Origin of the sequence: Brevibacterium antiquum, from assembly GCF_016107655.1 — a bacterium.
GTDB classification, from domain to species: Bacteria; Actinomycetota; Actinomycetes; order Actinomycetales; family Brevibacteriaceae; genus Brevibacterium; species Brevibacterium antiquum.
The window spans coordinates 70,663-97,300 of record NZ_JABASX010000010.1; the positions used below are offsets into that span (position 1 = coordinate 70,663).

General features: G+C 64.4%; 23 protein-coding genes and 3 tRNA genes. 17 read left to right on the plus strand and 9 right to left on the minus strand.

Annotation, left to right across the window (positions count from 1 at the left end; translation table 11 throughout):
* Window positions 1-5: 5 nt before the first annotated feature.
* From JFC13_RS16095 to JFC13_RS16105, 3 genes are all read right to left on the minus strand, one after another.
* Window positions 6-611, minus strand: coding sequence for a SipW-dependent-type signal peptide-containing protein (locus JFC13_RS16095; protein ID WP_198398071.1), 606 nt, complete (start codon window positions 609-611; stop codon window positions 6-8).
* Window positions 612-824: 213 nt separating this feature from the next.
* Entirely contained in the window at window positions 825-1,049 is a 225-nt protein-coding gene (locus JFC13_RS16100) for a sulfurtransferase TusA family protein (protein WP_101598479.1), read from the minus strand.
* The gene (locus JFC13_RS16105) at window positions 1,046-2,101 is read right to left on the minus strand and encodes a YeeE/YedE family protein (protein WP_198398072.1); all 1,056 of its coding nucleotides are present in this window, start codon (window positions 2,099-2,101) and stop codon (window positions 1,046-1,048) included. The genes JFC13_RS16100 and JFC13_RS16105 overlap by 4 nt, the downstream gene beginning before the upstream one ends.
* Before the next feature lie 281 nt (window positions 2,102-2,382).
* Here JFC13_RS16105 and JFC13_RS16110 point away from each other — a divergent pair, with 281 nt between their 5' ends.
* The 11 genes from JFC13_RS16110 to JFC13_RS16160 all read left to right on the plus strand — a co-directional run bounded on the left by JFC13_RS16110 (window position 2,383) and on the right by JFC13_RS16160 (window position 14,036).
* Window positions 2,383-3,567, plus strand: a complete 1,185-nt coding sequence (locus JFC13_RS16110) for a 4-hydroxybenzoate 3-monooxygenase (RefSeq protein ID WP_198398073.1) — start codon at window positions 2,383-2,385, stop codon at window positions 3,565-3,567.
* 46 nt (window positions 3,568-3,613) lie between these two features.
* Window positions 3,614-4,414, plus strand: a complete 801-nt coding sequence (gene pcaH / locus JFC13_RS16115; RefSeq protein WP_198398074.1) for a protocatechuate 3,4-dioxygenase subunit beta — start codon at window positions 3,614-3,616, stop codon at window positions 4,412-4,414.
* A complete protein-coding gene (pcaG, locus tag JFC13_RS16120; protein WP_198398075.1) occupies window positions 4,407-4,979 on the plus strand; it encodes a protocatechuate 3,4-dioxygenase subunit alpha in 573 nt (190 codons plus the stop codon). The genes pcaH and pcaG overlap by 8 nt, the downstream gene beginning before the upstream one ends.
* A gap of 51 nt (window positions 4,980-5,030) precedes the next feature.
* Window positions 5,031-6,416, plus strand: a complete 1,386-nt coding sequence (locus JFC13_RS16125) for a lyase family protein (RefSeq protein ID WP_198398076.1) — start codon at window positions 5,031-5,033, stop codon at window positions 6,414-6,416.
* A gap of 111 nt (window positions 6,417-6,527) precedes the next feature.
* On the plus strand, window positions 6,528-7,736 hold the full coding sequence (pcaDC, locus tag JFC13_RS20095) for a bifunctional 3-oxoadipate enol-lactonase/4-carboxymuconolactone decarboxylase PcaDC (RefSeq protein WP_456298616.1): 1,209 nt from the start codon (window positions 6,528-6,530) through the stop codon (window positions 7,734-7,736).
* Window positions 7,737-7,886: 150 nt separating this feature from the next.
* On the plus strand, window positions 7,887-9,089 hold the full coding sequence (locus JFC13_RS16135; protein ID WP_198398078.1) for an MFS transporter: 1,203 nt from the start codon (window positions 7,887-7,889) through the stop codon (window positions 9,087-9,089).
* 205 nt (window positions 9,090-9,294) lie between these two features.
* Window positions 9,295-10,737 (plus strand): MFS transporter, encoded by a 1,443-nt coding sequence (locus tag JFC13_RS16140; RefSeq protein ID WP_232488699.1) that lies wholly within the window; start codon window positions 9,295-9,297, stop codon window positions 10,735-10,737.
* 54 nt (window positions 10,738-10,791) lie between these two features.
* Window positions 10,792-11,262: an FABP family protein gene (locus tag JFC13_RS16145; RefSeq protein WP_198398079.1), complete on the plus strand. Its 471-nt coding sequence runs from the start codon at window positions 10,792-10,794 to the stop codon at window positions 11,260-11,262.
* A 201-nt stretch (window positions 11,263-11,463) separates the two neighbouring features.
* Complete coding sequence (locus tag JFC13_RS16150) at window positions 11,464-12,267, plus strand: basic amino acid ABC transporter substrate-binding protein (RefSeq protein ID WP_232488700.1); 804 nt, start codon at window positions 11,464-11,466, stop codon at window positions 12,265-12,267.
* Window positions 12,268-12,474: 207 nt separating this feature from the next.
* The gene (locus JFC13_RS16155) at window positions 12,475-13,269 is read left to right on the plus strand and encodes an amino acid ABC transporter permease (RefSeq protein WP_198398161.1); all 795 of its coding nucleotides are present in this window, start codon (window positions 12,475-12,477) and stop codon (window positions 13,267-13,269) included.
* Entirely contained in the window at window positions 13,269-14,036 is a 768-nt protein-coding gene (locus JFC13_RS16160) for an amino acid ABC transporter ATP-binding protein (protein WP_232488701.1), read from the plus strand. Before JFC13_RS16155 ends, JFC13_RS16160 begins: the two co-directional genes overlap by 1 nt.
* A gap of 113 nt (window positions 14,037-14,149) precedes the next feature.
* On the opposite strand, the gene JFC13_RS16165 is transcribed toward JFC13_RS16160, so the two are convergent.
* Both JFC13_RS16165 and JFC13_RS16170 read right to left on the minus strand, forming a co-directional pair.
* Window positions 14,150-15,196: a proline racemase family protein gene (locus tag JFC13_RS16165; protein WP_198398080.1), complete on the minus strand. Its 1,047-nt coding sequence runs from the start codon at window positions 15,194-15,196 to the stop codon at window positions 14,150-14,152.
* Window positions 15,197-15,202: 6 nt separating this feature from the next.
* Window positions 15,203-18,073 (minus strand): aminotransferase class I/II-fold pyridoxal phosphate-dependent enzyme, encoded by a 2,871-nt coding sequence (locus JFC13_RS16170; RefSeq protein WP_198398081.1) that lies wholly within the window; start codon window positions 18,071-18,073, stop codon window positions 15,203-15,205.
* 140 nt (window positions 18,074-18,213) lie between these two features.
* Here JFC13_RS16170 and JFC13_RS16175 point away from each other — a divergent pair, with 140 nt between their 5' ends.
* Entirely contained in the window at window positions 18,214-19,941 is a 1,728-nt protein-coding gene (locus JFC13_RS16175; protein WP_198398082.1) for a thiamine pyrophosphate-dependent enzyme, read from the plus strand.
* 232 nt (window positions 19,942-20,173) lie between these two features.
* Entirely contained in the window at window positions 20,174-21,805 is a 1,632-nt protein-coding gene (locus tag JFC13_RS16180; protein ID WP_198398083.1) for an amidohydrolase, read from the plus strand.
* Window positions 21,806-21,882: 77 nt separating this feature from the next.
* On the opposite strand, the gene JFC13_RS16185 is transcribed toward JFC13_RS16180, so the two are convergent.
* Window positions 21,883-23,244: an aspartate aminotransferase family protein gene (locus JFC13_RS16185; protein ID WP_198398084.1), complete on the minus strand. Its 1,362-nt coding sequence runs from the start codon at window positions 23,242-23,244 to the stop codon at window positions 21,883-21,885.
* A 141-nt stretch (window positions 23,245-23,385) separates the two neighbouring features.
* Between JFC13_RS16185 and JFC13_RS16190 the strand changes: the two genes are divergently transcribed.
* Complete coding sequence (locus tag JFC13_RS16190; RefSeq protein WP_198398085.1) at window positions 23,386-23,997, plus strand: YigZ family protein; 612 nt, start codon at window positions 23,386-23,388, stop codon at window positions 23,995-23,997.
* Between the two features lie 15 nt (window positions 23,998-24,012).
* Here JFC13_RS16190 and ybaK read toward each other — a convergent pair whose 3' ends face one another.
* Together ybaK and JFC13_RS16200 are read right to left on the minus strand one after the other, a co-directional pair.
* Window positions 24,013-24,513: a Cys-tRNA(Pro) deacylase gene (ybaK, locus tag JFC13_RS16195; protein WP_143922254.1), complete on the minus strand. Its 501-nt coding sequence runs from the start codon at window positions 24,511-24,513 to the stop codon at window positions 24,013-24,015.
* Window positions 24,514-24,758: 245 nt separating this feature from the next.
* Entirely contained in the window at window positions 24,759-25,106 is a 348-nt protein-coding gene (locus tag JFC13_RS16200) for a metallopeptidase family protein (protein ID WP_198398086.1), read from the minus strand.
* Between the two features lie 183 nt (window positions 25,107-25,289).
* On the opposite strand from JFC13_RS16200, the gene JFC13_RS16205 reads away from it, so the two are divergent.
* From JFC13_RS16205 to JFC13_RS16215, 3 genes are all read left to right on the plus strand, one after another.
* A tRNA-Glu gene (locus tag JFC13_RS16205) sits at window positions 25,290-25,362 on the plus strand.
* A 48-nt stretch (window positions 25,363-25,410) separates the two neighbouring features.
* Window positions 25,411-25,484, plus strand: a tRNA-Asp gene (locus JFC13_RS16210).
* 69 nt (window positions 25,485-25,553) lie between these two features.
* A tRNA-Phe gene (locus JFC13_RS16215) sits at window positions 25,554-25,629 on the plus strand.
* A gap of 67 nt (window positions 25,630-25,696) precedes the next feature.
* Here the strand turns inward: JFC13_RS16215 and JFC13_RS19940 are convergent.
* The gene (locus JFC13_RS19940; RefSeq protein WP_198398087.1) at window positions 25,697-26,539 is read right to left on the minus strand and encodes a CPBP family intramembrane glutamic endopeptidase; all 843 of its coding nucleotides are present in this window, start codon (window positions 26,537-26,539) and stop codon (window positions 25,697-25,699) included.
* Window positions 26,540-26,638 lie beyond the last annotated feature (99 nt).

Genomic DNA, 26,638 nt, shown 5'->3' on the forward strand with positions numbered 1-26,638 from the left:
TGGAGCTATTCAGCAGAGGTTGCGGTGAACTGCCACTGGGCGCTGGCAGCGTCACCCTCGGTCAGGTCGTCACCGGCAGTGACCTGGAAGCACAGAGTGACGGGAGCGCCTGCCGTGCTGCCTGCACCTGCGGTCAAATCAAACCCTTGGGCGCCAGTGGTCGCGTCCAAGGCTGTACCGGCCGGAACGACTGTGGTGCCCGCTGCACCTTCGGTACACGATGCGGCATCGACGACCGCGACGATTCCGTAGCTCAGGTTCGCTTCGTTAGCACCGCTGCCTGCGGCGGCTTCGAGAACCACGCTCGCGTCGTACGAGGTTTCGCCGTCGAGCCTGAGAACGAACGGGGCCGCCACGGTGTCGCCGGGAGTGAGGTTGTCACCGCCGTCGAGGTCGAATGTCAGATTCGCCGCACCATCGGCACTGGTGTGATCGGTGAAGTCGGTTCCATTGGTGCTTCCCTGCACATTGAACGAACCGGCGCCGAAGGTCCCTTCGGCCCATTCGTTGTCCGTCCAGGCGGCCAGCGTCACCGCAGCTCCCACACCGAGAACGATGCCACCCGCGAGGATGGCCTTGAACTTGCGAGAACGCGTCTTGGACTGCGTCATTCTGACTCCTTGGAAAAGCACACTTATGCACACAACACCAGATTTGGTGACTTCATCATTATCACACAATTACTTGTTTAAGAATACTATTTATTACAGACGTGTTTTCCGGCACAGAAATGGAAGATCACGGAAGCTTGGCTCAAATAGTCGTGCGGCCCTGCAGAATTCGCAGGGCCGCACAAATAGCGGGTGTCTCGGGTGGTGAGAGAGTCAGGCCTTCTGCACGGTAATCGTCCAACTGGCGTCACCAGTGCGATCGAAGTGGGTCACGGGGTAGCCGTTCTCCGCCGCCCACTGGGGAATCGCCTCGGTGGCTTGGGTGCAGTCGAAGTTGATGACGAGCTCATCTCCGTTGTCCATCCCGCCGATTGCGTCCTTGGCCTCAACCAGGGGGAAGGGGCAGACAAGACCGTTCGTCTCTAATACCTGTTTCATGCGCTCCTGCTCTCTACGGGCTGCGCGGCACCTGTCCGCGCTCCTGATTTGATGGTGAATTTCGCGGCGACTCCAGCACCGACGATCATGAAGAAGGTCGCGACCCAGCCCTGATATTCGAACTGCGCGGTCGAGACCATGGCGTTGCCGACGGTGCAGCCGCCGGCGATCGCGGCCCCCACGCCCATCCCGACTCCGCCGAGGATGGACTTGACCACGGTCCCCTGATCGGGGACGCGGATCCGGAATTCGCCCGAAGCCTTGGCCGCGATGAACGATCCGAGGAGGATGCCGATGACGAGCATGACGCCCCAGTCGACGAGCGAGGCGTCCCCCGTACCCAGGAAAGTGGTGAGATTCGCCGAAGGCGTTGTGATGCCCAGGCCGGAGTTGCGGCCGGTCGCGGCCGACAACGGCCAGGCGATCGTTGCGATGACGCCGATGACCACGGCCGTGACGAACGGGTTCCAGCGCTTCTCCGTGAGGATGTGGGCCAGACCCTTCTTCAGCGGCGGCAGGGTCGCGACCGGGGTGGCGATCTTCCTGTTGTGGTGGACAGTGACCGCGATGGCCACGGCCGAGATGATCGCGACGAAGACCCACGGGCTCAGCCCCGTCGATGCCTGGAGCGTGCCGCTCTCGATCGTGATCGAGCGCAACCCCTCCGTCACCGAGGCGAGCGGACCGTTCTTCATCACCGCGGAGACGAGCGCATAGAAGATCAGAGCAAACCAGCTGCCGACCAGACCTTCACCGGCCCGGTAGTAGGTGCCGGTGGCACATCCGCCGGCCAGCACCATGGCGAAGCCGAAGATGAGGCCGCCGATGATCGACGCCAACCAGGGGAACGGCGAGGCCTCCAAGGTGATGACGCCAAGCGCGTTGAGCAGGAACAGCCCGATCGAGTGCACGGCGATGAGGAGGATGAGCGCCGAGAACCATCGAGTGTTCCCGGTCAGCGTGAGATCGCGGAAGGCTCCGGTGACGCAGAAGCGTCCTCGTTGGAGGACGAATCCGAGTACCAGGCCGACGACCAGTCCGGTGATGATCATTCATGAGCTTTCTGCTTATAGGCAGCTTGCTGCCGCGACGATACATGTATGTGTTGAGCTATCTTCTACCGAGACGGGCTGGGGGAAACACTCAGAACCCACCTCGTGAACATAACACCCCTCATTCTGCTCAACAATCTGACCATTCGTCAACACCACTGCCCGAATCCCAGTCGATCCTGGAGTCCGCACAGCGCTGCTTCTCATTCATTGATAACTTCCTCGCCTTGTGTCAGTGACTGGGCGCACACTGAGAGGACAATTACGGCAAGGAGGCCCAGGTGCCAGAATTTCAGACCGACGTCGCCATCGTCGGAGCCGGTCCGGCCGGGCTGCTGCTCGCCCACACGCTGCACAATGCAGGGATCGACTCAGTCGTCGTTGACAACCGCAGCCGCGACGACATCGCCCACACCCACCGGGCAGGCATCCTCGAGGCCGGGTCGGTGCGCATGCTCGAGGCCGAGGGCATCGAATCACGCGTACATACAGAGGGCCACCGTCACGACGGCATCGACATCCGCGTCGACGGCGTCAGCCACTCCTTCGACTTCCCGAGCCTCATCGGCGAATCCGTCTGGCTCTACCCGCAGAACGAGATCTTCGTCGACCTCTCCGCCGCCCGCGGACGCACCGGACGCCCCACCTTCTACTCGGTCACCGACACCGCGATCGGCGATATCGAGACCGAACAGCCGTGGGTGAGTGCGACGACCGAGGACGGCGAGGAACTGACGATCAATGCCCGCTACGTCATCGGCTCCGACGGCTCCCGCGGGCCCTGCCGGGCGATGATCCCAGCAGACACGAAGCAGCGCTTCTTCCACGAATACCCCTTCGCCTGGTTCGGGATCCTCTGCGAGGCACCGGCCAGCCACGAGGTCCTCATCTACTCCCGCTCCGAACGCGGCTTCGCCCTGATCTCCCAGCGCAGCGAGTCCGTGCAGCGCATGTACTTCCAAACCTCCCCCGACACCGATGTCGCCGACTGGTCCGATGACCGCATCTGGTCGGAGCTGCAGTCCCGAGTCGACGGACCCGACGGCTTCCAGCTCAAAACGGGTGCGATCATCGACAAGAACATCCTGCCCTTCCGCTCGGCCGTGACCGAGCCGATGCAGCATGGTTCCCTGTTCCTCGCCGGCGACAGCGCCCACACCGTTCCACCCACCGGAGCCAAGGGCCTCAACCTGGCCTTCGCCGACGTGTCCGTGCTTGCCCCGGCGCTGATCTCAGCCCTGAAGACCTCCGACGCCGAGGCGCTGGCCGGGTATTCGCAGACCGCGACGAAACGTGTGTGGAAGGCTCAGAACTTCTCCTACCAGATGACCCGGATGCTCCACTCCGACCCCAGCCAGGATGCGTTCGAAACGAAGCGCAGCCTCGGCGAGCTCAATTCGATCCTCGAATCCGAGCACGGCCGGCGCTACCTCGCCGAGTGCTACACAGGTTGGCCCAAGGGCTGAGCAGCTCAGCACAGACAATCCTCCACACCGAGAAGAAAGGTTCGACATGGGAGCACAGAAACCCTCCGGCCCGGACGACGCGGCCGAGTCACAGCAGACGCTGTCTGCCGAGATCGAAGCCATCGAGACCGAGCATAAGAACGCAGTCGCCGCCGGCACACCGGCCGAGACACAGCCGCGCCTGGACTACCCGCCGTACCGGTCCTCGATTCTCCGACACCCGACAAAGGACCCTCGGCACACGGATCCGGAGACCATCGAGCTCTTCTCTCCCGCATTCGGCCACCGCGACCTGGCGAATCTCGAATCGGACCTCACCATCCAGGCCGGCGGGGAACCGATCGGCGAACGCATCAAGGTCACCGGCCGCGTCCTCGACGGCAACGGCCGCCCCGTCCGAAACCAGCTCGTTGAGATCTGGCAGGCCAACTCCGCCGGACGCTACATCCACAAGCGCGACCAGCACCCAGCCCCGATCGACCCGAACTTCACCGGCGTCGGCCGCACCCTGACCGGTGACGACGGCTCCTACTCGTTCACGACGATCAAGCCAGGACCGTACCCGTGGAAGAACCACCACAATGCGTGGCGGCCGGCCCACATCCACTTCTCACTCTTCGGCTCCGAGTTCACCCAGCGCATGATCACTCAGATGTACTTCCCCAGCGATCCGCTGTTCGCACTCGACCCGATCTACCAGTCGATCACCGACAAGAAGGCCCGCGACCGCCTCGTCGCCACCTACGATCACACCATCACCGAGCACGAATTCCTCATGGGCTACAACTGGGACATCGTGCTCACCGGAGGCAACCGCACCTGGATGGAAGAAGAGGACGATGACTGACCAGAAGCTCACTGCAACACCCGGCCAGACAGTCGGCCCGTTCTACGGCTACGCCATGCCGTGGCCCGGCGACAATGAACTCGTTCCCCCGGCCAAAGCCGGAGCAGTCCAGCTCCACGGCTATGTCTACGACGGGGCCGGCGCTCCCGTTCCCGATGCGATCCTCGAGATCTGGCAGCCCGATGAGGACGGCAACGTCTCCCGCAATTCGGGATCGCTGCGCCGTGACGGATTCACCTTCACCGGTTTCGGCCGCAACGAGGTCGACCCGGAAGGCCGCTACGTCTTCTCCACCCTCAACCCAGGGGCGACTGAGGCAGGCAAGGCACCGTTCATCAGCGTCGTCATCTTCGCCCGCGGACTGTTGAACAGGCTGTTCACCAGGATCTATCTCCCTGAGGACACCGAGGCTCTGGCGGCCGACCCGCTGCTGTCCTCCCTCGATGCGACCGAGCGGGATCGCCTCATCGCGACTCGCGGGGCTGACGGATCGCTGCGTTTCGACATACGGTTGCAGGGTGAGAACGAGACCCCGTTCCTGCGGTTCCCCAGTCACGAAGACTGACAGGACTCACAAACACCGAGTCACCGCTGCCGCCACTGGAGAGGACACACAATGACTGACACCGTTGCCCATACGCGCCTCCTGTTCGCCCCGGGCGACCTGCGAGGCGCCGAGGCCATCGACGATGTCGCCCTCGTGTCTGCACTCGGCGATGTGGAGTCGGCGTGGATCAACGCTCAGGCGCATGCCGGGTTGATCTCCTCCGATGCCCGCGCCGAGGCGGTGGCGGGCATCGAAGCCACCACCCGGTCGCTGCTCTCCGACTCCGCCGAACTCGAGATGCTGGCCGCTGGCGCCGAATCCGGTGGCAACCCGGTCATTCCGTTCCTCAAGGCCGTGCGCTCACGACTCGGTCCGGATGCGTCCCGCGCCTTGCACAAGGGCCTGACCAGCCAGGACGTCATGGATTCGGCGCTAGGACTGCTCATGGCCCGAGTTGCCCGCCAGACTCATGCACGCCTCGACGTCATCGCCGATGTGCTCGTCGGGCTCTCCGAGGATCATGCCTCGACCGTGTGCTTGGCTCGCACCCTGACCCAACCGGCACTGCCGACGACCTTCGGGCTCAAGATCGCCTCCTGGGCCGCCGAAGTCCACGAGGTCCAGAGCCTGACCCCGCGCATCGACTACGTGCAGGTCGGAGGAGCCGCGGGCACCCGAGCCGCGATCCGCGAGTTCGCGGGAACCCAGACCGAGGCGCTGCTGCGCGAATTCCATGTGCAGCTGCGCGGACCCGACGCCGCGCTCACCAGCATTCCCGCGCCCTGGCACACCGACCGCGTCCGGGTCCTCAACTGGGCCTCTCACCTCACCCAATGTGTGACGGTCGGGGCCTCAATCGCCCGAGACGTGCTCATCGGCACCCGCCCCGAGGTCGGCGAACTGAGCCTGGCCGCGACCGGCGAGTCCTCGGCGATGCCGCAGAAGGTCAATCCCACCTCGGCGGTCCTCCTTCACCGCAACGGCATGCGCGCCCCCGGGCTCATGGCCACACTGACCTCGACCGCGGCCGAGGCGATCGAGGAGCGCTCCGACGGAGCCTGGCACGCCGAATGGCCTGCCCTGTCCGAGCTCATGGGCCTGGCCGTGTCCTCCCTCATCATGCTCCAGACGATGGTCGAAGGACTGAGCGTCAAGCCTGATGCAATGCGGAAGAACGTGGACGCCGCCAGCCCAGGCATCTATGCCGAACGCCTCAACATCGCCTTCGGCGACCGGCTGACGAAGACTCAGGTTCAGGACATCATCGCCCCTGGTGGTGACCCTGTGGCCGCGCTCAAAGCAGCCCTGGGCCAGGCCGAGGACGATCTGGAGAGCTTCTTCACTCCGGAGAACTACCTCGGCGACGCCGAAGATATCCGACAGACCATCATTGCCACCATCAACGGACCCGAGCCCGTATCGCCGGGCCTCCTCCCCTTCGCCTCAAGAAAGTGACCTGACGTGGAACTCACCGCAACTGTCCTTGCCGCACCGACCGTCCCTTCCGCCGCCACTGCCACTGCGAATCCGCGCGTCCTCGTCGTCCTGCCCTCATTGGGCACCTCGGTGAGCGCGCTGTGGCAGTCAGCTGCCACCCACCTCGGCGGCGTGGATCCTGAGACGACGGTCATCGGCATCGACCTGCCCGGCCACGGCCGTTCGACGCCGGTCGACGTCCCCGCGGGGACCTCCGAGGTGCCCAGACTGACGATGAGCGACCTCGCCGAGGCGGTCCTGACCACCATCGACCGAGTCCTTCCCGACGTGGCCGGTTCTGCTGCTGCCCGCATCAGCCTGGCCGGTGACTCGATCGGCGGCGCGATCGCCCTGCAGCTGGCCCTCGACCACGGTGACCGCTTCGACCGTGCCGCCGTGTTCTGCACCGGAGCCAAGATCGGTGAGGCCAGCGGTTGGGAGGAACGCGCGGAGGTCGTCGCCACCTCGGGCACACCCACACAGGTCATCGGTTCGGCCCAGCGTTGGTTCGGTGAGGGCTTCATGGATCGCGAGCCCGATGCTTCGGCTGCCCTGCTGCACTCGCTGCAGGACGCGGACCGCTTCTCCTATGCCGCGCTCTGCCACGCACTGGCCTCCTTCGACGTCCGCTCGCGCCTCTCGGAGATCGCCCTGCCGGTTCTCGCCGTCGCCGGGTCCGAGGATCAGCCGACCCCACCGACCAAACTCGCCGAGATCGCCAATGGCATCTCCGGTGCCCTCCTCGAGGTCATCGAGGGAGCCGCCCACCTCGTGCCCGCCGAAGCACCGGCGGTCGTCGCGGGTCTGCTCCATGACTTCCTGGATGGAAACAGCAGGGGCGGGAACACTGCGAGCGCACAGAGTTCGGACGCCGCCTCGGCGGATCTGCCCACCGCCTCTGGTCCACGTGATGCCAGCCGGGACGAGGTGCGAGAGGCCGGTATGACCGTGCGCCGCCAGGTCCTCTCCGACGCTCACGTCGACCGCGCGAATGCGAAGGTCGATGACTTCACCGCCGACTTCCAGGACCTCATCACCCGCTACGCCTGGGGCGAGATCTGGGCCCGCCCGGGCCTCGAGAAGCGCATGCGATCAGCGATCACACTGACCGCGATGATCGCCGGTGGGCATGAGGCCGAACTCGCGATGCACGTCAAGGCCGCCGTGCGCAATGGGCTCAGCCGCGACGAGATCAAGGAAGTCCTCCTCCAATCCGCTATCTACTGCTCCGTGCCCAGCGCCAACACCGCGTTCTCCGTGGCCTCGCAGGCACTGGCGGAGATGGACGAAGAAGGCTGACACTGTTCGAATCGTCACATTGCGTCCGCGGGGCTATCGATGGCTGTCGATCGGCAATAGGCTGGTTCGGTTGCAGTGAATCGCCCGATTGAGTCTCCGACCTCGGGCGTCACCGCGGTCCCAATCATTCACTTCGCCCGAAGGAACTCCATGAGCGACGCGCCGTACCCACGCCGGGTCTACAAGTTCGCCGTCTTCGCCCTCGCGATCGGCGCGTTCGCCATTGGTGTGACCGAGTTCGCCACGATGGGCCTGCTGCCCCACATCGCCCGCGAACTCGACATCACCGTCCCCCAGGCCGGTCACGCCGTGTCGTTCTACGCCATCGGCGTCGTCGTCGGGGCACCCCTGATCACCACGATCGCTGCGCACATGGACCGCAAGAACCTGTTGCTGGGCCTCATGGGACTCTTCGCCCTCGGCAATTTCGCCTCGATGCTCGCCCCCGACGCGACCCTGTTCAACATCGCGCGCTTCTTCAGCGGGCTCCCCCACGGCGCCTACCTGGGTGTCGGCGCGATCGTCGCGTCCTCGCTCGTGGCCCCTCACCGTCGCGGCCGAGCAATGGCACGGGTCATGCTGGGCCTGACGATCGCCAACATCGTCGGCGTCCCCATCGCCACGGCACTGGGCAACATGTTCGGCTGGCGCAGCGCCTATGCCCTCGTAGCCGCACTCGGCATCCTCACCGTCATCATGGTTGCCGTCGGCGTACCGAAGGTGAAGCTGGCCGGTATCCCCTCGGCTCGCGGCGAGATGAAGGCCCTGGGGCGCAGCCAGATCGTCCTCACCCTCGTCGCGGGTTCGGTGGGCTTCGGCGGCATGTTCGCCGTCTACACCTACATCACCCCGACCATGACCGACGTCGCCGGCGTCCCCGAGGTCGCGATCCCCTGGGTGCTCGCGGTCTACGGACTCGGCATGACAGCCGGCTCCCTCATCGCCGGGCCCCTCGTCGACAAGTCCATCGAACGCTCTGGCATCGGCGGCATGATCCTCTCCGCGATCGTGCTCGCCGCCTTCGGCGCCTTCACCCACATCGCTGCGGTCGCAATCATCGCGCTCTTCCTCATCGGCATCGCCGGCTCGATGATCACGACCGCCCTGCAGATGCGTCTGCTGCGTGACTCCCACGACGCCCCGAGCCTGTCAGCGGCCATGAACCACGCCGCGTTCAACCTCGCCAACGCCCTCGGCGCCTGGCTCGGCGGCATCGTCATCACCGCCGGCTTGGGTTACCGCGCCCCGGCCTGGGTGGGCGTGGGCCTGTGCCTGCTCGGACTCGTCGTCCTCATCATCGCCATCGCCATGCGCCGAGGCGGCTCGACGAACCGCTCGACCGTCGAGCTCTGAGGCTGGTGGGGCTTCACGTCTGAGTCGCGCAGATCACTCGGACGTACAAGTAGTCTCAACTTCTGATACCTTCTGGTCGCATTGTGTGAGACAGGAGTAGTGTCTAGCAGTCGCCTTTCACGCCCGTGTCCGGCGACTTTCATCTGACACGAGCACCATCCCGCCCGTGCCTTCGTCTCTCGACAACAGCGGAGCACAAAAGAACATGTCCACCGATACACAGCCGGGAAACCCCAGCGCTCAGCCGGGACCGGAGTCCGAATCCGATGTCATCGCAGCGACTCGGAAGAACAACACCCGAGGCAAGGTTCTCACCGCCTCGATGGTCGGCACCACGATCGAATTCTTCGACTTCTATGCCTATGCGACCGCCTCGTCGCTGGTGTTCCCGGCCCTCTTCTTCCCCAACCAGACGTCGACGACCCAGCTTCTGAGCTCCTTCGCGATCTTCGGCGTCGCCTTCGTCGCCCGACCACTGGGGTCCATCATCTTCGGCCACTTCGGCGACCGCATCGGCCGCAAGAAGACACTCATCGCGTCCCTGCTCATCATGGGCATCGGCACCTTCCTCATCGGCCTCCTCCCGACCGCGAGCACTCCGGGCTGGATCGTCCTGGCCCCGCTGCTCCTCGTCCTCCTGCGCTTCTGCCAGGGAGTCGGACTCGGCGGCGAATGGTCGGGTGCGGCACTGCTGGCCACCGAGAACGCTCCGAAAGGCAAACGTGCCATCTGGGGAACCTTCCCGCAGCTGGGCGCCCCTGTCGGCTTCATCATCGCCAACCTGCTCTTCGTCGGACTCAACAAATGGACCTCCCCCGAGGCGTTCCTCGCCTGGGGCTGGCGCATCCCTTTCCTGCTCTCAGCACTCCTCGTCGCCGTCGGCCTCTACGTTCGCATGTCCCTCATGGAGACTCCCGCCTTCCAGCTGGTCGCCCAGAAGCAGCAGATCTCCAAGGCCCCGCTCGCTGCCGTCTTCAAGACGAGCTGGAAGCCGCTGATCCTCGGCACCTTCATCATGTTCGCAACCTACGTGATCTTCTACTTCATGACCGCGTTCACCCTCACCTACGGCACCTCACCAGCTACCACCGGTCAGGCGAAGACCGCCGCCGAGGCTGCCGGCACGAGCTTCGATCCCGCCGGGTTCGTCGCTGGGCTGGGGTACACGAAGAGTGAGTTCCTCACCTACCTCATCATCGGCGTCGTGTTCTTCGGCATCTTCACCGTGGTCTCCGGACCGCTGGCCGAAAAGCTGGGACGACGCAAGATGCTCATGGGAGTCACGGTTCTCATCGCCGCCTATGGCCTCGTCGTCAATGGACTGTTCAATTCAGGAACCCCAGGTGTCATCATCGCCCTGATCGTCGGCTTCATCCTCATGGGACTGACATTCGGTCCGATGGCCGCGTACCTGCCGGAGCTGTTCCCGGCCAATGTGCGCTACACGGGCTCGGCGATCTCCTACAACATGTCCAGCGTCATCGGTGCAGGTCCCGCGCCGTTCGTCATGGTGGCCCTGTGGCAGGCCGAAGGTGGAACGATCTTCTACTGCGGCCTCTACATCATCGGCGCGGCGATCCTCACGCTCATCTCCCTGTTCCTGGCCAAGGACACCTCCGAGCTCGACATGGAGGCTCAGCTGAGCTGAGGCCCAATGCCCTAGGATCGAGACGAGGACAACCAGCATCAGGGGAGGACGACCATGGCACTTTCACCGCAGCTGCAACCCTTGGTCGGCACCTGGCAGGGCACCGGATCGGGCCACTACCCCACGATCGCCCCCTTCAGCTACAGCGAAGAACTGACCTTCCGCGACGTCGGCAAACCCTTCCTGGTCTACCAGCAGCGCACCTGGTCACCCGACGGGCAGCCCATGCACATGGAAACGGGGTTCCTGCGCAGCCCCACTCCCTCCACCGTCGAACTCGTGCTGGCCCAACCGACAGGACACGCCGAACTGGCCGAAGGCACCCTGATTGCGGCTGAGCACGGGCTCATTCTCGAACTGCAGTCACCGCAGGTCCTCGTGACCGCCTCGGCGAAGCCCGTTCAAGCAACCGCTCGAACCTACCGTCTGGTGAAGAATCAGCTGTCGGTCGACTTCTCCATGGCCGCCGTTGGTGCGGCCATGACTCACCATCTCCATTCGGACCTGGTCAGAGCCGAGGACTGACACAGATTCCGAGTCACGGCTGTCCCGGGCTGAAACTGAACTTCAACACTACGATTTGGCAACGACCGCCTCGGCGAGGCCCCGTTCGTCATGTGTGTGACTCAGGACACGGTACGATTCCCTTCAGACGTTGCTCAGACTTTTCCCGCGCGAGCGACACCTTTCTATGACATCGATGTCACTGACTCTCCTGGAGGAACTATGAAACGACGCTTGACTCTGGCCACGGTGGCCGTCGGCGCCATGCTCGCTCTGTCCGCGTGCGGCGGCGGAGGCGAATCAGAGCCGGCAGCGACCGGCGAAGGTGGAGTCCCACTGGTCAAAGAGGGCAAACTGACGACCTGCACCCACCTGTCCTACCAGCCCTTCCAGTTCGAGAAGGACGGCGAGGTGGTCGGATTCGACGTCGACATCGTCGATGCCGTGGCCAAGAAGCTCGGCGTGGAGCAGGAGATCGTCAATACGCCCTTCGAAACCATCACCACAGGTGCCGCATTCAACCAGGACCAGTGCGACGTTGCGGCCGCAGCGATGACCATCACGCCTGAACGTGAGGAAGCTATCGGCTTCTCAGAACCGTACTTCGCTGCGAACCAGGCCGTCCTGACGAAGGATGACAAGACCGCGAAGGATGCCGACGCGCTCAAGGACTTCAAGGTCGGTGCACAGGCGGGGACAACCGGGCTCGACTATGCGACAGAGAACTTCAAAGACGCCGAGGTCATCACCTACGAGGATCTCCCCCTCTCCCTCGAAGCGCTGAAGAACGGCCAGGCCGACGCGGTCATCAACGACAACGGCGTTCTCTACGACTATGCCGCGAACAACGACGGCTTCGCTGTCGGCTTCGACATCGACACCGGCGAGCACTACGGCATCGGCATGAAGCAGGACAATGCCGAGATGAAGAAGGCCGTCGACGAGACCATCAAGGAACTCAAGGACAACGGCGAGTACGACAAGATCTACAAAAAGTGGTTCAACCAGGCGCCACCCAAGGAATGATCGGTGATCGGGCGGTCGGCCGCAGCCTTCGGGCTCCGGCCGGCCGCCCGTTGACCTGAGTGCGTCAATTCGCATTCACCTGTCCCATCTGCACACAGGCGAACACGATTCCGCCGACACCGTTGAAGGACCTCACCCATGTCGACTTCACCTACGACGGGGAGCCGCGGCCCGACCGGCCCGGGCCACCCCGTCCCCAAAGCCAAGATGAGCAAGCGCAAGAAGGCCAAGATCTCCCGCGGCATCCAATACGGGATTCTGCTCGTCATCGTCATCGCCATCATCGCCGTGGCCGACTGGCCCACTCTCATCGACACCTTCGGTCGCGTGGACATCGCAGTCAGCATGTTCCCCGAAGTCATCACCAAGGCCCTGAAGAACACCGTGATCTTCACAGCCCTCGGCTTCGTGCTCGGACTGATCGTCGCGATCGTGCTCGCACTCATGCGCCTGTCTTCGGTCGGAATCTACAGGTGGATCTCATTCGCCTACATCGAGTTCTTCCGTGGACTCCCTGCCCTCGTCGTCTTCCTCGTCATGGGTTTCGGTCTCCCTGTTGCATTCCAAGGATTCAATCTTCCGCAACTGGTCATCATCATGATCGCGTTGGCTCTCGTGTCCTCGGCCTATATGGCCGAGACGATCCGAGCCGGCATCCAGGCTGTACCTCAGGGGCAGGTGGAGGCGGCTCGATCGCTGGGCATGTCCTCATCGCGGGCAATGTTCACCATCGTGCTGCCCCAGGCGATGCGCATCATCCTGCCGCCGCTGACCAATGAGCTCATCTTGCTGACGAAGGACTCTTCGCTGGCCTACATCCTCGGGTCATCGGTCGACGGGCGCGAACTCGCCGCACTGGGCCGGGCCGAGATCGTGAATTCCGCGAACCTCACCCCGTTCATCGTCATCGCGGTCTGCTACCTCATCATCACGATCCCGCTGTCCTATCTCTCACGGGTCCTCGAACGCAAATACGGTTCTGCCGAGCCAGGAGTGAAGTAATGATCAGCACAGCCGACAAGACACCGATCATATCGATCAAGAACCTCAAGAAGAGCTTCGGCTCGAACCAGGTGCTCACCGACATCAACCTCGAGGTCGATAAGGGTGAGGTCGTCTGCGTCGTCGGGCCCTCGGGCTCGGGCAAGTCGACGATGCTGCGCTGCATCAACACACTCGAGACACCCACCGGTGGATCCATTGTCGTCGACGGCATGGACATGACCGACCTCGACCTCGACATCGATGCCGCCCGGACTCGAATCGGTATGGTCTTCCAGTCGTTCAATCTCTTCGGCCACTTAACCGTTCGTGAGAATCTCACTGTCGCTCAGATCAAGGTGCTGGGGCGCTCGAAGGCAGAGGCCGACAAAGTCGCCGAGGCGAACCTGGCGAAGGTGGGGCTGTCTGAGAAGATCGATGCCAAGCCCGCGTCCCTGTCCGGCGGTCAGCAGCAGCGAGTGGCAATTGCCCGAGCGCTGAGCATGGATCCCGATGTCATGCTCTTCGACGAGCCCACCTCGGCGCTCGATCCCGAGACCGTGGGCGATGTCCTCCAGGTCATGCGCAACCTCGCCGAGGCGGGAATGACAATGGTCGTCGTCACCCACGAGATGGAGTTCGCCCGGCAGGTCGCCGACCGTGTCCTGTTCATGGACGGCGGGTACGTCGTCGAGTCCGGACCCGCCAGGGAGGTCATCGGCAACCCGCAGGAGCAGCGGACGAAGGACTTCCTCGCCCGCGTCCTCAATCCCGGACAGCTGGGGTAGGAGGCAGCCCAGCTTCGCCGGGCGGTCACCTGAGCGTTGAGAGGCTACGGCACAACCTCGCCCGTCAACGCTAAGGTGACCGCTCGATGAAAGAGGTTGTCTGGGCAGCTTGCTCAGAGTGTGAAACCGGCGGGGAACGGGTCGCTCGGGTCGAGTGTGTACTGCGCGCTGCCGGTGATCCAAGCGCTGCCTGTGATCGTGGGGATGACACCCGCATGCTCGGCGACGTTCGTCTCGTCGACCAGGCGGCCGGTGAACGAGGTGCCGATGAACGACTCGTTGGTGAAATCCGTGTTCAACTCCAGCTCGCCACGGGCATGACGAACGGCCATGAGAGCGCTCGTTCCGGTTCCACCCGGTGAGCGGTCCAGCCAGCCGGGCGCATTGATGAGCACATGGCGCACGCCGAGGGAACTCTGCCCGCTGTCGCTTCCCGGTGCCAGGAACACCACATGTTCGCAGCCGCGGTACCCCGACTCCGGATGCACCGGCTCCATCTGCTCGTTGACCGCGGCCATGACGTCCCGCCCGGCGGCGATGAAATCCTCTGCGCGGTCACGCTCGAAGGGGATTCCGACTCCCTGCCCGTCAGCAGCGCCGTCCCCGATAGCGACCTCAGCAGCATTGACGAACGCATAGAAGTTGCCGCCGAAGCCGATGTCGCATGCCAGTTCACCGCGACCCGGCACGTCGACGATCTGGTCAAGCGCATGTGCATAGGACGGGACGTTGACGATGGTCACCGATTCGGCTCGACCATCACGGACGGCCACCTCGGCGATGATGAGCCCGATGGGCGCGTCCAAACGGATGCGCGTCACCGGTTCCTCCACGGTCACCATGCCCGTCTCAACGAGCACGGTGGCCACGGCGATGGTGCCGGCACCGCACATCGGGAGCACACCGGTGACCTCGATGAACAGCACGCCCCAATCGGCATCGGAACGTGTCGGCGGCTGCAGGATCGCCCCGGAGAGCCAGCCGTTGCCACGGGGTTCGCACATGAGGAAGGTGCGCAGGTCATCGGAATCGGCGATGAACCGGTCACGGCGCTCGGCCATCGTGGCACCGGGAAAGGCCCCGACTCCCCCGGTGACGACCCGCACCGGCAGGCCCTCGGTATGAGCCTCAACGGTTTGGATGAGTCGATTCGTGCGCATGTTCGCCTACTTCTTCGACTCGAGCTGATCCTTCGGAAGGATGACACGGTAACCCAGCCGGGCGTCGTAGCCGTGGATCTCTCTGGTGTCGAGGGCGGACATGAAGTCGAGCACCTCGGCGGTGATGATCTGACCGGGCACGAGCACGGGGAATCCCGGCGGGTAGGGCGTGACGAACCCGGCAGAGACCGGCTGATCCCCGGACTCGACCCGACGGCCCAACTCCTCCGGGAGGACGTGTTCGATGTTCCACCGGCGCAGCCCGGCGTAGTAGGCGGTGCGCAGGTCACCGTCGGGCAGCTGCTTCGACGGATCCTCAGCCGGCACCTCGGCGGCGTATTCCGGCGCGAAGGCGCTGAAGTCCGGAAGCGGCGGCATGATCTCGGCCGGCTCGTCGAGGGAGTACTCGGCTTGGAGTTCGTGCGGGTCGTTGAACTTCTCGGCCATCTTGACGAGGACCTCGATGAGGTAGGCCACGGCCGACCGTGACGTGCCGATGTTCGTCATGAACAGCACCGTGTTGCGGCTCGTCTTGTTGACCTGGATTCCGTAGCGGTCCATGAGGAAGTCGTGTTTGAAGGTGTCCCCGTCGACTCCGGTGCCGCTGATCTCGATGGTGATACGGCTGGGATCGACGACGAACTCGTCGGTCGTCCACGCATGCCAGAACGTCGCCAGCCCATCGCGCAGAGGCATCGTGCGCTCGGTCTGCCGGTACTCCTCGGGGATGAGGTCGGCCGCGGTGAGCACACGGAAGGTCTTCTTCAGCAGCGGATGACGTGAGACGGCGGACGCCAGGCTCATCGCCAGATCCAGCTGCTTCTGCACGAGGGCGAAGCCCTCCATCTCTACCTGCCGGCGCCCCAAGTCCAAGGACGCGAGGATCTGGTAGTTCGGCGAGGTCGAGGTGTGCGTCATGTACGCCTCGTGGAACGAGTCCTCCGCTCCGTGGGAGAACTCCTGGTCGTAGACGTGGATCATCGAACCCTGCCGCAGCGAGGTCAGCGTCTTGTGCGTCGACTGGGTCGCATATACGCGCAGAACCGCATCCGGCGGCGGCAGCAGCGACTCGTTCAGCCACACCTCGTCGGGGGCGGGCTCACCGGTCTCTGCATCGAAGAGACGCTCACGCTGCTCGCGGTACGCCCTGGCATGGGCATCGGTGTCGAGGATCGCTTCGAGCCGCTCGGCCGCGACCATGGCGGTGCGTTTGCGGGTGACAGGGTGGAACCGGGCGAAGGCGAACCACGCCTCGTCCCAGAGGAAGACGAGGTCGGGCTTGATCGCCAGGCATTCGGCCATGACCTTCTCCGGGTCGTAGACGATCCCGTCGAAGGTGCAGTTGGTCAAGGTGATCATCCGGACCTCGTCGAGACGGCCGGCGGCCCGGTAGTCGAGCAGGAGCTGTTTGATCCGGTTCAGCGGCACCGCGCCGTAGAAGGCGACATCATTGAGAGGGTAGGCCTCGAGGTAGGCGGTCCTGGCACCCGTGAGCATGAGCGCATGGTGGTGCGACTTATGGCAGTTGCGGTCGACCATGACGACCTCGTCGGGTGAGACGACCGCCTGGTGGACGATCTTGTTCGCCGTCGAGGTTCCGTTCGTCACGAAGTAGGTCCGCTTCGCGCCGAAGGCCCTGGCCGCCAGGGACTGCGCCTTCTTGATCGTGCCGACCGGCGCCAGCAGGGAGTCCAGCTCACCCGAGGTGGCACTGGTCTCTGCCAGCAGCAGATTGAGACCGTAGAAGTCGACGAAGTCACTGATCCACTTCGATCCCACGACCGAGCCGCCACGGGAGACCGGCAGAGCGTGGAAGACACCGGCCGGGCGGCGCGCGTGCTCCCGGATCGCGGTGAAGAACGGGGTGTCATAGAGGTGCTGGACGCGGCGCAGGAGAGACAGGTGGAGCTCGAACTGGTCCTCACGGCGGAAGACACGACGGAAACGATGGGTCAGGGCTCCGGCCAGGCTCTCGATGTGGGCACCGGCCATGAGGTAGAGGTCGAGCTCCGGGCGCAGACCGGCCAGAGTGTCTGCCAGACGCAGCACTCGACGGACCGAATTGAGCGGACTCATCGGCATCGTCGGCGAGTCGGTCGTGCCCTGGTGGGCAAGTTCGATGGCACTGCGCAGATCGCGGCTGAGCACCTGCCGGGTCCGGTCGGTGAAGCCGGGGCGGATGACGCAGGCGAGCAGGTTCGGGTTCGTCAGCGCCGCCGCGACCGCATCGTCGGCGGTGGGGACGATGACGTAGTCGTAGATGAACTGGTCGGAGGCGTTGCGCAGCTTGAGCAGGTCGGTGTGCAGCTCATCACGGCCGCCCTCCGTAGTCTCATCGACGATGAGCACTTCGAAGCGGGGGCGTGAATCCTGACGGTCCTTGTGCTCGGCGCGCTCATCCTCGGTGAGGTCATCCTCGGCGACGTCGGGGACTGTGGTTCCGCGCAGGCGGTTGACGGCACGTGTGATCATGTCGTGGGCCTTGTCGAACTCACCGTTGGAGAGCAGCTCGGCGATGTCCTCGACATAGCGCTGCCCGAAGCCGCCCCAGTACAGTTCGATCGTCTTCAGCGACCGCAGCGAACGCCAGACCTCACCGTCGGCGGCGATCATCGAGAAGTCCCCGCCGCTGATGGCCAGACGCTTGATCGCGAACTTCAGGTACTCCCAGGCGTCCGAGCGCAGACGCCAGGTGCTCGCAGGCATTCCCGGATCGCGTTCGAGCTGCGACTTCTTCGGCCGAGACCGAAATCCCGTCTCCGAGGAACCGCCGGCCGAGTCAGAGTCCAGCCGCTTCCGGGGCGTCCCTCCGGCCGCTGCCGGTCCAGGCATGAAAGATGCCTGTGCCGAATGGTCGTCGGAGTCGATGCCGGTCATACTTGAGCCTCCTGGCGATGAAGTATCTCGATGTCGAGCGATCCCCTGCGGAATCCGTTGTGCCAAGATCATACGGCGTTGCATGACCGAATGTTCAACAGCCCACCCACATGAGACAAAAGAATGATAAGCATGAAGCCATGGACAACTCCGCGCCACTTTCCGCCGGCCATCTCCTCGTCAACGAGCTCGAAGCCCACGGCGTCCAGCGTGCCTACCTGGTCCCCGGCGAGTCCTATCTCGACGTGCTCGATGGCCTCCACGATTCGACCATCACCCCCATCGTCGGCCGCCAAGAGGGCGGAGCCGGCTACATGGCCGTAGCCGAGGGCCGCATGACCGGCATCCCCGGAATCGCCATGGTCACCCGCGGCCCCGGAGCCTCGAATGTCATGGTCTCCGTGCACACCGCCTACCAGGACGCGACGCCGCTCGTCGTCTTCGTCGGCCTCATCCCCACCGCCCAGCGAGGTCGCGAATCCTTCCAGGAATTCGATCTGGACGGCTGGTTCTCGACGACGACCAAGAAGGTCCTGACCCTCGATGACCCGGACAAGGCCGCCGAGGTGGTCGCCGATGCCATGCACACCGCCGTGACCGGGCGGCCGGGTCCCGTCGTCGTGGGCCTGCCCGAGGAGGTGCTCGTCGAGGCCAGCGCCGGTCGAGTTCTGGCACCGCGCACACACGGCTCCGCCGCGCCGTATGCCGGCGATGTCACAGAGCTGCGGGCCCGCATCCTCCAGGCCGATTCTCCTGTGCTCATCATCGGCGGCGAGGATTGGTCCCCAGCGACGTCGCGCAGGATCGCGCAGTGGTCGCGCGATCGCGGCCTCGGCGTGATCGGCACCTTCCGTGCCTATGACGGCATCGACCACGACTGCCCCAACTTCCTCGGCATGCTCGGCTTCGGCGCCTCCGCGGTGGCCAAGAGAACCTTCGCCGAGGCTGACCTGCACATCTTCCTCGGCTGTGTCCGCACCGATGTGGCCACCGATTCCTTCACGATCGGCACCGAGGCCAAGACCGTCGTCATCGGCCCCGACCCAGATGCCCACGGACACTACGGCAGCCTCGACCAGCACATCGTCACCTCGGTCAACCGCTTCGCCCAGGCCCTATTCACCGAGGACGGTTCGCGCGCCTATTCGGTCTCCTCGGACGGCTCCATTGATGAACCCGCCGTCGGCGATGAGCACCTGAGCGGCAACGATGAGCCGGTGCCGCTGCCGGACTGGATCCGCGAGGCCCGCGCAGAACTCGACGAATGGCGGATGCCGGTCACCACCTCGGCGAACTCTGACTCTGCTGATGCCGGTGACGGCTTCGTCGACATGGATGAGGCCTTCGCCCATGTCAAGGAGCTGCTGCCGGACAACGCGATCATCACCTACGGGGCCGGGAACTTCTCGGGCTGGGCCACCAGGTTCCTGCCCACCCATGGGTTCCCCTCGGCGCTGGGCCCGCGCAACGGGTCGATGGGCTTCGGCCTCCCGGCCGCCGTTGCCGCCGGTCTCGTCCATCCCGAGCGGCCCGTGTTCTGCATCGCCGGAGACGGGGACTTCCTCATGAACGGCCAGGAGCTCGCCACCGCCGCACAGTACGGGGTGAACCTGACCGTCGTCGTCAACGACAACTCCGTCTACGGCACGATCCGCGGCCACCAGGACCGCGAGTACCCGGGCCGCGCAACGGGAACTGCTTTGCGAAGCCCCGACTTCGCGGCCCTGGCCACGGCCTTCGGCGGCCTGGGGCTGACGGTCGAACGCACCGCGGACTTCCGGGACGCCTTCGAGAAGGCCCTGGCTCATGAGGGGCCGGCCCTCGTCCGCTGCCTCACGGATCCCGCGATCCGCGGTGCCCGGGTGTGATTGGGCCGATGAGCTCCCTCCCACCGGCTGCACAGCCACGGACCCAACGGTTGGTGACTTCTGGTCGAAAATTCGCTTCGGATCGACCAGGAGTTACCAACTGTTGGGCGCTCGGACCACGTTCCGAGCTCACCGACACCGCGGCGGCCCCGGTCTCCGCGAAATCACACGCTCTCTCGCTGTAACTGATTCCTACGCTGTAACTGATTCTGACGCTGCAAAGGTGACTGACATGAACATCGACGCGATCTTCACCGATCTTGATGCCCACACGCTCGACCCGGCACGTCCGCGGGCGAAGAAGATCGGCGTCTTCGCCGGCCGCATCATCGGCTTCGACGAGGAACTCGACGGCGTCACCGCAGATCGGGTCGAATCGCTGGGCGGGGCCACCGTACTGCCGGGCTTCAACGACGTCCACTGCCACACAGCTTGGTTCGGACTCACCTTGGCATCCATCGACGTCACAGCGCTGCCCGGTGGCCTGCCCGATGTCTACGCCGCGCTCGAGAAAGCGGCCGCGACGACACCGGCCGGCGAGTGGATCAACGCCACCGGTTACGCCCACCGCGACTACGACGGGCAGTACCCGGAGCTCTCCCGCCTCGATGAGATCACCGGCGACCGGCCTCTGTTCATGCGCCAGACTTCGGGGCATGCCGCGATCGTCAACACCGAGGCGATGAAGCGAGCAGGAGTCCTCGACCCCGGCTTCAGCGACCCCGTCGGAGGCAAGGTCGTCACCGATGCGGCGGGCCACCCCACAGGTCTGGTCGAAGAGACCGCGCAGGGACTTGTCCAGGACCTCATCCGCCCCTACTCACTCGACACGATCGTCGAAGCCATCGACCTTTCGACGGCGTACTATGCAAAGGAGGGCATCACCTCCTTCGGTGACTGCGGCGTCGCCTACGGGTGGATCGGCCACTCCCCCATCGAGGTCAGCGCCTACTTGCGTGCTCGCGAAGAGGGCAAACTGCGCGCCCGGGCCCAGCTGTTGCCGCAGGCCGATGGTCTCCACGAGATCGCAGCGAACTCCGCCGACGGCTTCGGCATCGGCCTCGATGCGGGAGTGCGCACCGGCCTCGGCGATGACCTCGTCTCGCTGGGACCCGTCAAGTTCTTCATGGACGGGGCGCTGAGCGGGGAGACCGCAGCTCTGCGGGAGAACTACGAGGGCAAGGACCATCCCGGCTATCTGCAGGACGACGCCGAGGTGCTGCGCAAGCAGATCCTGGACACCTACGCCTCAGGATGGTCCGTCGCAGTCCATGCGATCGGCGATGCAGCCGTGGATGCTGCGGTAGCCAACATCGTCGACGCCCAGGCCAAGTATGGTCGCCGAGCGGTCCCCAACCGGATCGAGCACGCTGGCCTCGTTCATGATGAGCACCTGTCCACCCTGGCCGACAACGGCATCGTCGTGACCCCGCAGTCCGCGTTCGCCGAAGGAATCGGCGACGGAATGAACGCCTCACTGGGCCCCGCACGCCGCTCACTGATCTACCGCGCGAAGTCCTTCCTCAACGCCGGTGTGCTGCTGGCCGGCAGCTCGGATCGCCCCTGCGCCGACGGCAATCCGCTGCGCGGGATCGAAGCCTTTGTGACCAGAAAGACCCGCGACGGCGACATCATGGGCTCGGCCGAGGAATGCCTGAGCGCCGATGAGGCGATCGCCGCCTACACCTCTGTCGCGGCCGAGGCCTCCGGGCATGGTGCAGACAAGGGAACCCTGTCACGCGGGAAGCTCGCGGACTTCGTGGCCCTCGATGCCCACCCCGCCGAGGTGGAACCCGAGCAGATCTCGCAGATCACGGTCCGCGCCACCGTCCTCGGCGGCGATTTCACCCACGACGCCCGCTGACTCCCCCAAACACCCGACGGCGGCCCTGCTACCTCGCGCGAGGTAGCAGGGCCGCCGTCGGGTAGCGGTTGGTGGGGTCAGCGGGAGAAGTCGAGGTCGGTGAGGACCTTCTCGAAGACGCCCAGGCCGGTCTCGAGGTCCTCTTCGCTGATGTTGATCGGCGGGACGACGTGAAGACGGTGGTAGTTGTTGAAGGGGACGACGCCGTGTTCTTTGAGGGCCGCAACCACCGAGGCGACTTCGGGCGAGCCCCCACCGTAGGGCGCCAGCGGTTCGCGGGACTCCTTGTCCCAGACGAGTTCGATCGCCCAGAAGGCGCCGACTCCGCGGACCTCGCCGACATGCTTCGAGTTCTCCGCTATCTGGCGCAGCCGTGGCCCGATGATCTCCTCGCCGATGCGTTCGGCGTGCTCCATCATGCCTTCTTCGTCCATGGCCGTCATCGTGGCCACCGCTGCTGCGCAGGCCAGAGGGTGGCCGGAGTAGGTGAGCCCGCCGGGATAGGGCTTGCGTGCGAACGAACTGTAGATCGCATCGTTCATGATCACACCGCCCAAGGGCACGTAGCCGGAGTTCACGCCCTTGGCGAAGGTGATGATGTCGGGCACCACGTCGAAGTGCTCGAAGGCGAACCATCTGCCGGTGCGGCCGAAACCGGCCATCACCTCGTCGGCGATGTAGATGATGTCGTGCTTGTCGCACAGCGCACGGACGCCGCGCATGTAGTCGCTGCCCGGGAGCATGATGCCTGCTGTGCCCGGAATGGTCTCGAGGATGATTGCGGCGATCGTCGACGGACCCTCGAGTTCGATGGTGCGCTCGAGGTGGCGCAGCGCCCGCTCGGTCTCCTCCGCCTCTGTGGCGGCAGAGAACTCGGACCGGTAGAGGAAGGGCCCGAAGAAGTGGACGACTCCGGAGTCACCGCGGTCATTCGACCAGCGACGCGGGTCGCCGGTGACGTTGACGGCGGTCTCGGTGCCGCCGTGATACGAGCGATAGCGGGAGAGGATCTTATGCCTGCCCGTGTGCAGCCGGGCCATGCGGATCGCGTGCTCGTTCGCGTCCGCACCGCCGTTGGTGAAGAACACATGGTCGAGTCCGGCAGGGGTGCGGTCGGTGATGAGGCGGGCGGCCTCCGAACGAGCTGCGTTGACGTGGGCGGGACTGATCGTGCACAGCAGGTCCGCCTGATCCTTGATGGCCTGGACGACCTTCGGATGCTGGTGCCCGATGTTAGTGTTGACCAGCTGGGAGGAGAAGTCGAGGAACGACTGCCCCTGGCCGTCGATGATGGTCGATCCCTGCGCACGGGAGACGGTCATCGGGTCAAGCAGCTCCTGCGCCGACCAGGAGTGGAAGACGTGCGCGCGATCGAGCTCGTAGGCCCTGGCGGATTCGTCCTTGATCGCTGAGATGTCTGCCTCGCTGAGCTGCTGCACAACGCATCACCCTTTCACCATTGTTCAGGTTCGTCCGCTCATCGTAGATCAGATTCCGGTGAAACGGTCCGTCGACGAGGTGCCGGGTCTATGTCCGTGCCCCCGGGCTCCGCATCGATGGCCCCGGGTAGAGTGATTCGCATGCCCTACCGCACGATCGTCGCCCCCGCCGAGACCGAGATCGAGATCAAGAAGTCGCGCTTCATCGGCTTCCTCGCACCGGTCGCCGATGAGGCAGAGGCCAGGGAGGTCATCGCCGAGCGCCGCAGCGCCCATCCGAAGGCGCGCCATCATTGCACCGCGTTCGTCCTCGATCCGGATTCGCGCACACAGCGCTTCAGCGATGACGGTGAGCCGGCGGGCACGGCCGGGGCGCCGATCCTCGACGTCGTCTCCGGTCACCAGCTGACGTTCGTCGTCGCGGTCGTGACCAGGTACTTCGGGGGAACTCTGCTGGGTGCGGGAGGACTCGTCCGCGCCTACGGCCAGGCCACCTCGGCGGCATTGGAGACGGCACGCGTGGTGACGAAGCATGAGCTGGTGCCTGTGCGCGCCGAAGTCGACTATGCCCAGGCCAACGCCCTGGATCGGGCGGCCGGGAACAGAGGATGGGCGACGCGGTCGCACTACGGAGCCACCGTGGTCATCGACATGATGGTCCCCGTCGCCGAGGTGGACGCGGCCTTTGCAATGTACGCAGACGTCACCGCCGGGCAGGCAGAGCCCGCCGTCGGTGATGTCGAATGGGCGTGATCAGTGCTGAACTGATCAGTCCAGGGCTGCGATCTTTCCGACCTGTGCATTGGTCAGCATGACGAGGTCCTCGGGACGGATTTCGATCTCGAGGCCGCGACGACCTGCGGAGACGAAGACCGAGGAGTGCTCGAGTGCGGTGCGGTCGATGACGACCGGCACAGCATGGCGCTGCCCGAACGGGGAGACCCCGCCGACCGGGTAGCCGGTGCGACGTTCGGTCTCGGCCACGCCTGCCAGTTGGGCCTTCTTCGCTCCGCGTGCGGAGGCGAGGCCCTTGAGGTCGAGCTGCCCGGACACGGGAACCAGGGCGGTGACGGGTGCGCCGTCGACCTGGATCATGAGGGTCTTGAATACCTGGTCGGAGCCTACGCCGAGCTTGTCGGCTGCTTCGGTTCCGTAACGGCGTGTACTCGGATCGTGATCGAAGCTGTGCAGGGTGTAATCGATGCCTGCCAGGTTGAGTACACGGACGGCCGGGGTAGCCGCGCTTGTCGGTTTGGATGCCACTGTCATAAAGGGGTCGTGCCTCCTGCCCGTAAATCTGCGAGGACACGCGGAGCATTTCTGCCCAGGGCATTCGCCCCTGTGTTCCCGCGTCGATACGGACGGAATGTTGTATCGAATGCTGATGGGTACCCGCCCACAATAAGCGAAGTCCCGGCTCAAGCGCCAATCAATGACGGTTGATGAAGAGTCAGAAACCACCTACGACCTGGAGTGACGCCGGTGTTCACGGGCAACTGCGGAGGTTGTAGGCCTCAGCCCCAGCCGATCTCGTGGAGCCGTTCGTCATCGATTCCGTAGAAGTGTGCGATCTCGTGAACGATGGTGATGACGATCTCGTTGCGCAGGTGGTCACGGTCCTCGGCGAAGGCAATGAGATTGTCGCGGTAGAGGAAGATATTGTCCGGCAGCTCGAGTCCGGAGATGCCGCGCTCCCCCACCGGCGTTCCGTCGTAGAGGCCCAGCAGATGTGTGTTGCCATCCTCAGGCCGGTCCTCGACGAAAAGAGCGACGTTGTCGAGCTCATCGGTCACGCCCGCAGGAAGTTGGTCGAGTGCCTCGTCAAGGATCGTTTCGAACTCTTCTTCACTGAGGTCTTCCATGTCGACCAGCCTACCGGGATGATCTCCGAAGGGACTGTGGGCCGTTCTCCCGCGGGCCCCGAACCACTCTCTTCAAAGCCCCCGAGACAGTGTGACCGAGGACACGGGTTGCCGGTTTGCACTCTTCGAAATGGTTGGGATAAGCTTAACGTCGTTGCCCCGGGGAATCCGAGGTCAACCTGGGCCCCCATCGTCTAGAGGCCTAGGACACCGCCCTTTCACGGCGGCGACACGGGTTCGAATCCCGTTGGGGGTACGGTGTAGGATTGTGAAGTCCGACATCGGATCAGATGCAACATAGTTAGGCCCTGTAGCGCAGTTGGTTAGCGCGCCGCCCTGTCACGGCGGAGGTCGCCGGTTCGAGTCCGGTCAGGGTCGCGGAGCACAAGGCTCTTCTTCGGAAGGGCCTTTGTTTCTCTCAACATACTTGACGTATGTTTGCGGCATGGCTCTGTAGCTCAGTTGGTAGAGCGTTCGACTGAAAATCGAAAGGTCACCGGATCGACGCCGGTCGGAGCCACCAGACGGAAGCCCCCGGATTTCTGCGGAAGTCCGGGGGCTTTTCTGTGCCAGATTCAGTCCTGCCAGATTCAGCTCTCGCGGAGCACTAGCTGGGAGGCCTCCGATGTCTGTCGCCCACCACCAGGCGGAAGAATTCTGCCTCGACAATGAGCCATCCAGATGAAGACGGCACCCGCAAGCATGCAGACAACGATGGAGAACACACTGCCTTCAGGTCCGAAGTCTCCGCCGGTGATGAGCACCGGTCCGGACATCGTCGCATCCAGCAGCCCCTGCGGCGTATTGGCCCCGGAGACCTCGGTGCTGAAGATTCCTCCGGCGGCTATGTTCCAGCCGAAGTGCAGACCGATAGGAACCCAGAGTCTCCTCGTCGCCATGTAGGCGGCGGTGAGCATGAAGCCGGCCTCGACCGCGATGGCGATCGCACCGGAGAGGGAGGCGTTGGGGTTGAGCAGATGCATGAGGCCGAACACCATACCGGTGGCCGCCATGGCGATCCATGAGCCTGTCCGCTCTTCGATGACGCGGAACAGGACACCCCGAAAGATCACTTCCTCTGTGACGGCGACTGCTGCCATGAACCCGAGCATTCCCAGCAATGCCCCCGGGGACCCGAGCCCGTCGACGGTGTATCCGCCGAGGAGGCCAATTGTCGCGATCACGAGAGAGAACAGGCTGATGCCGATGAGCGCTCCGAGGCCGAGCGACCGTGCGGCGCCTGTCCGCGACACCTCGGTGACAGTGCGATTCTCCGTGCGCCGTACTACAGCACGGTAGACGACGAGCGTGAGGGTCGCAGTGATGAGTCCGGCCACGAGAGCCGCCACCCCGTTTCCCCCGACGATACTTGTGGCGACGCTTCCGAGGACGGTGACTGCCACGACGGCGATGAGCTGTTTGATGAGACGCACGACACTGACTCCATTCGCAAGAAGGCCGTGAGCGTTTGCCTCGGCCATCGGCGACGATAGGGGGCATCTATCCGGGCAAGCATCACCCCTGAGAGTGAA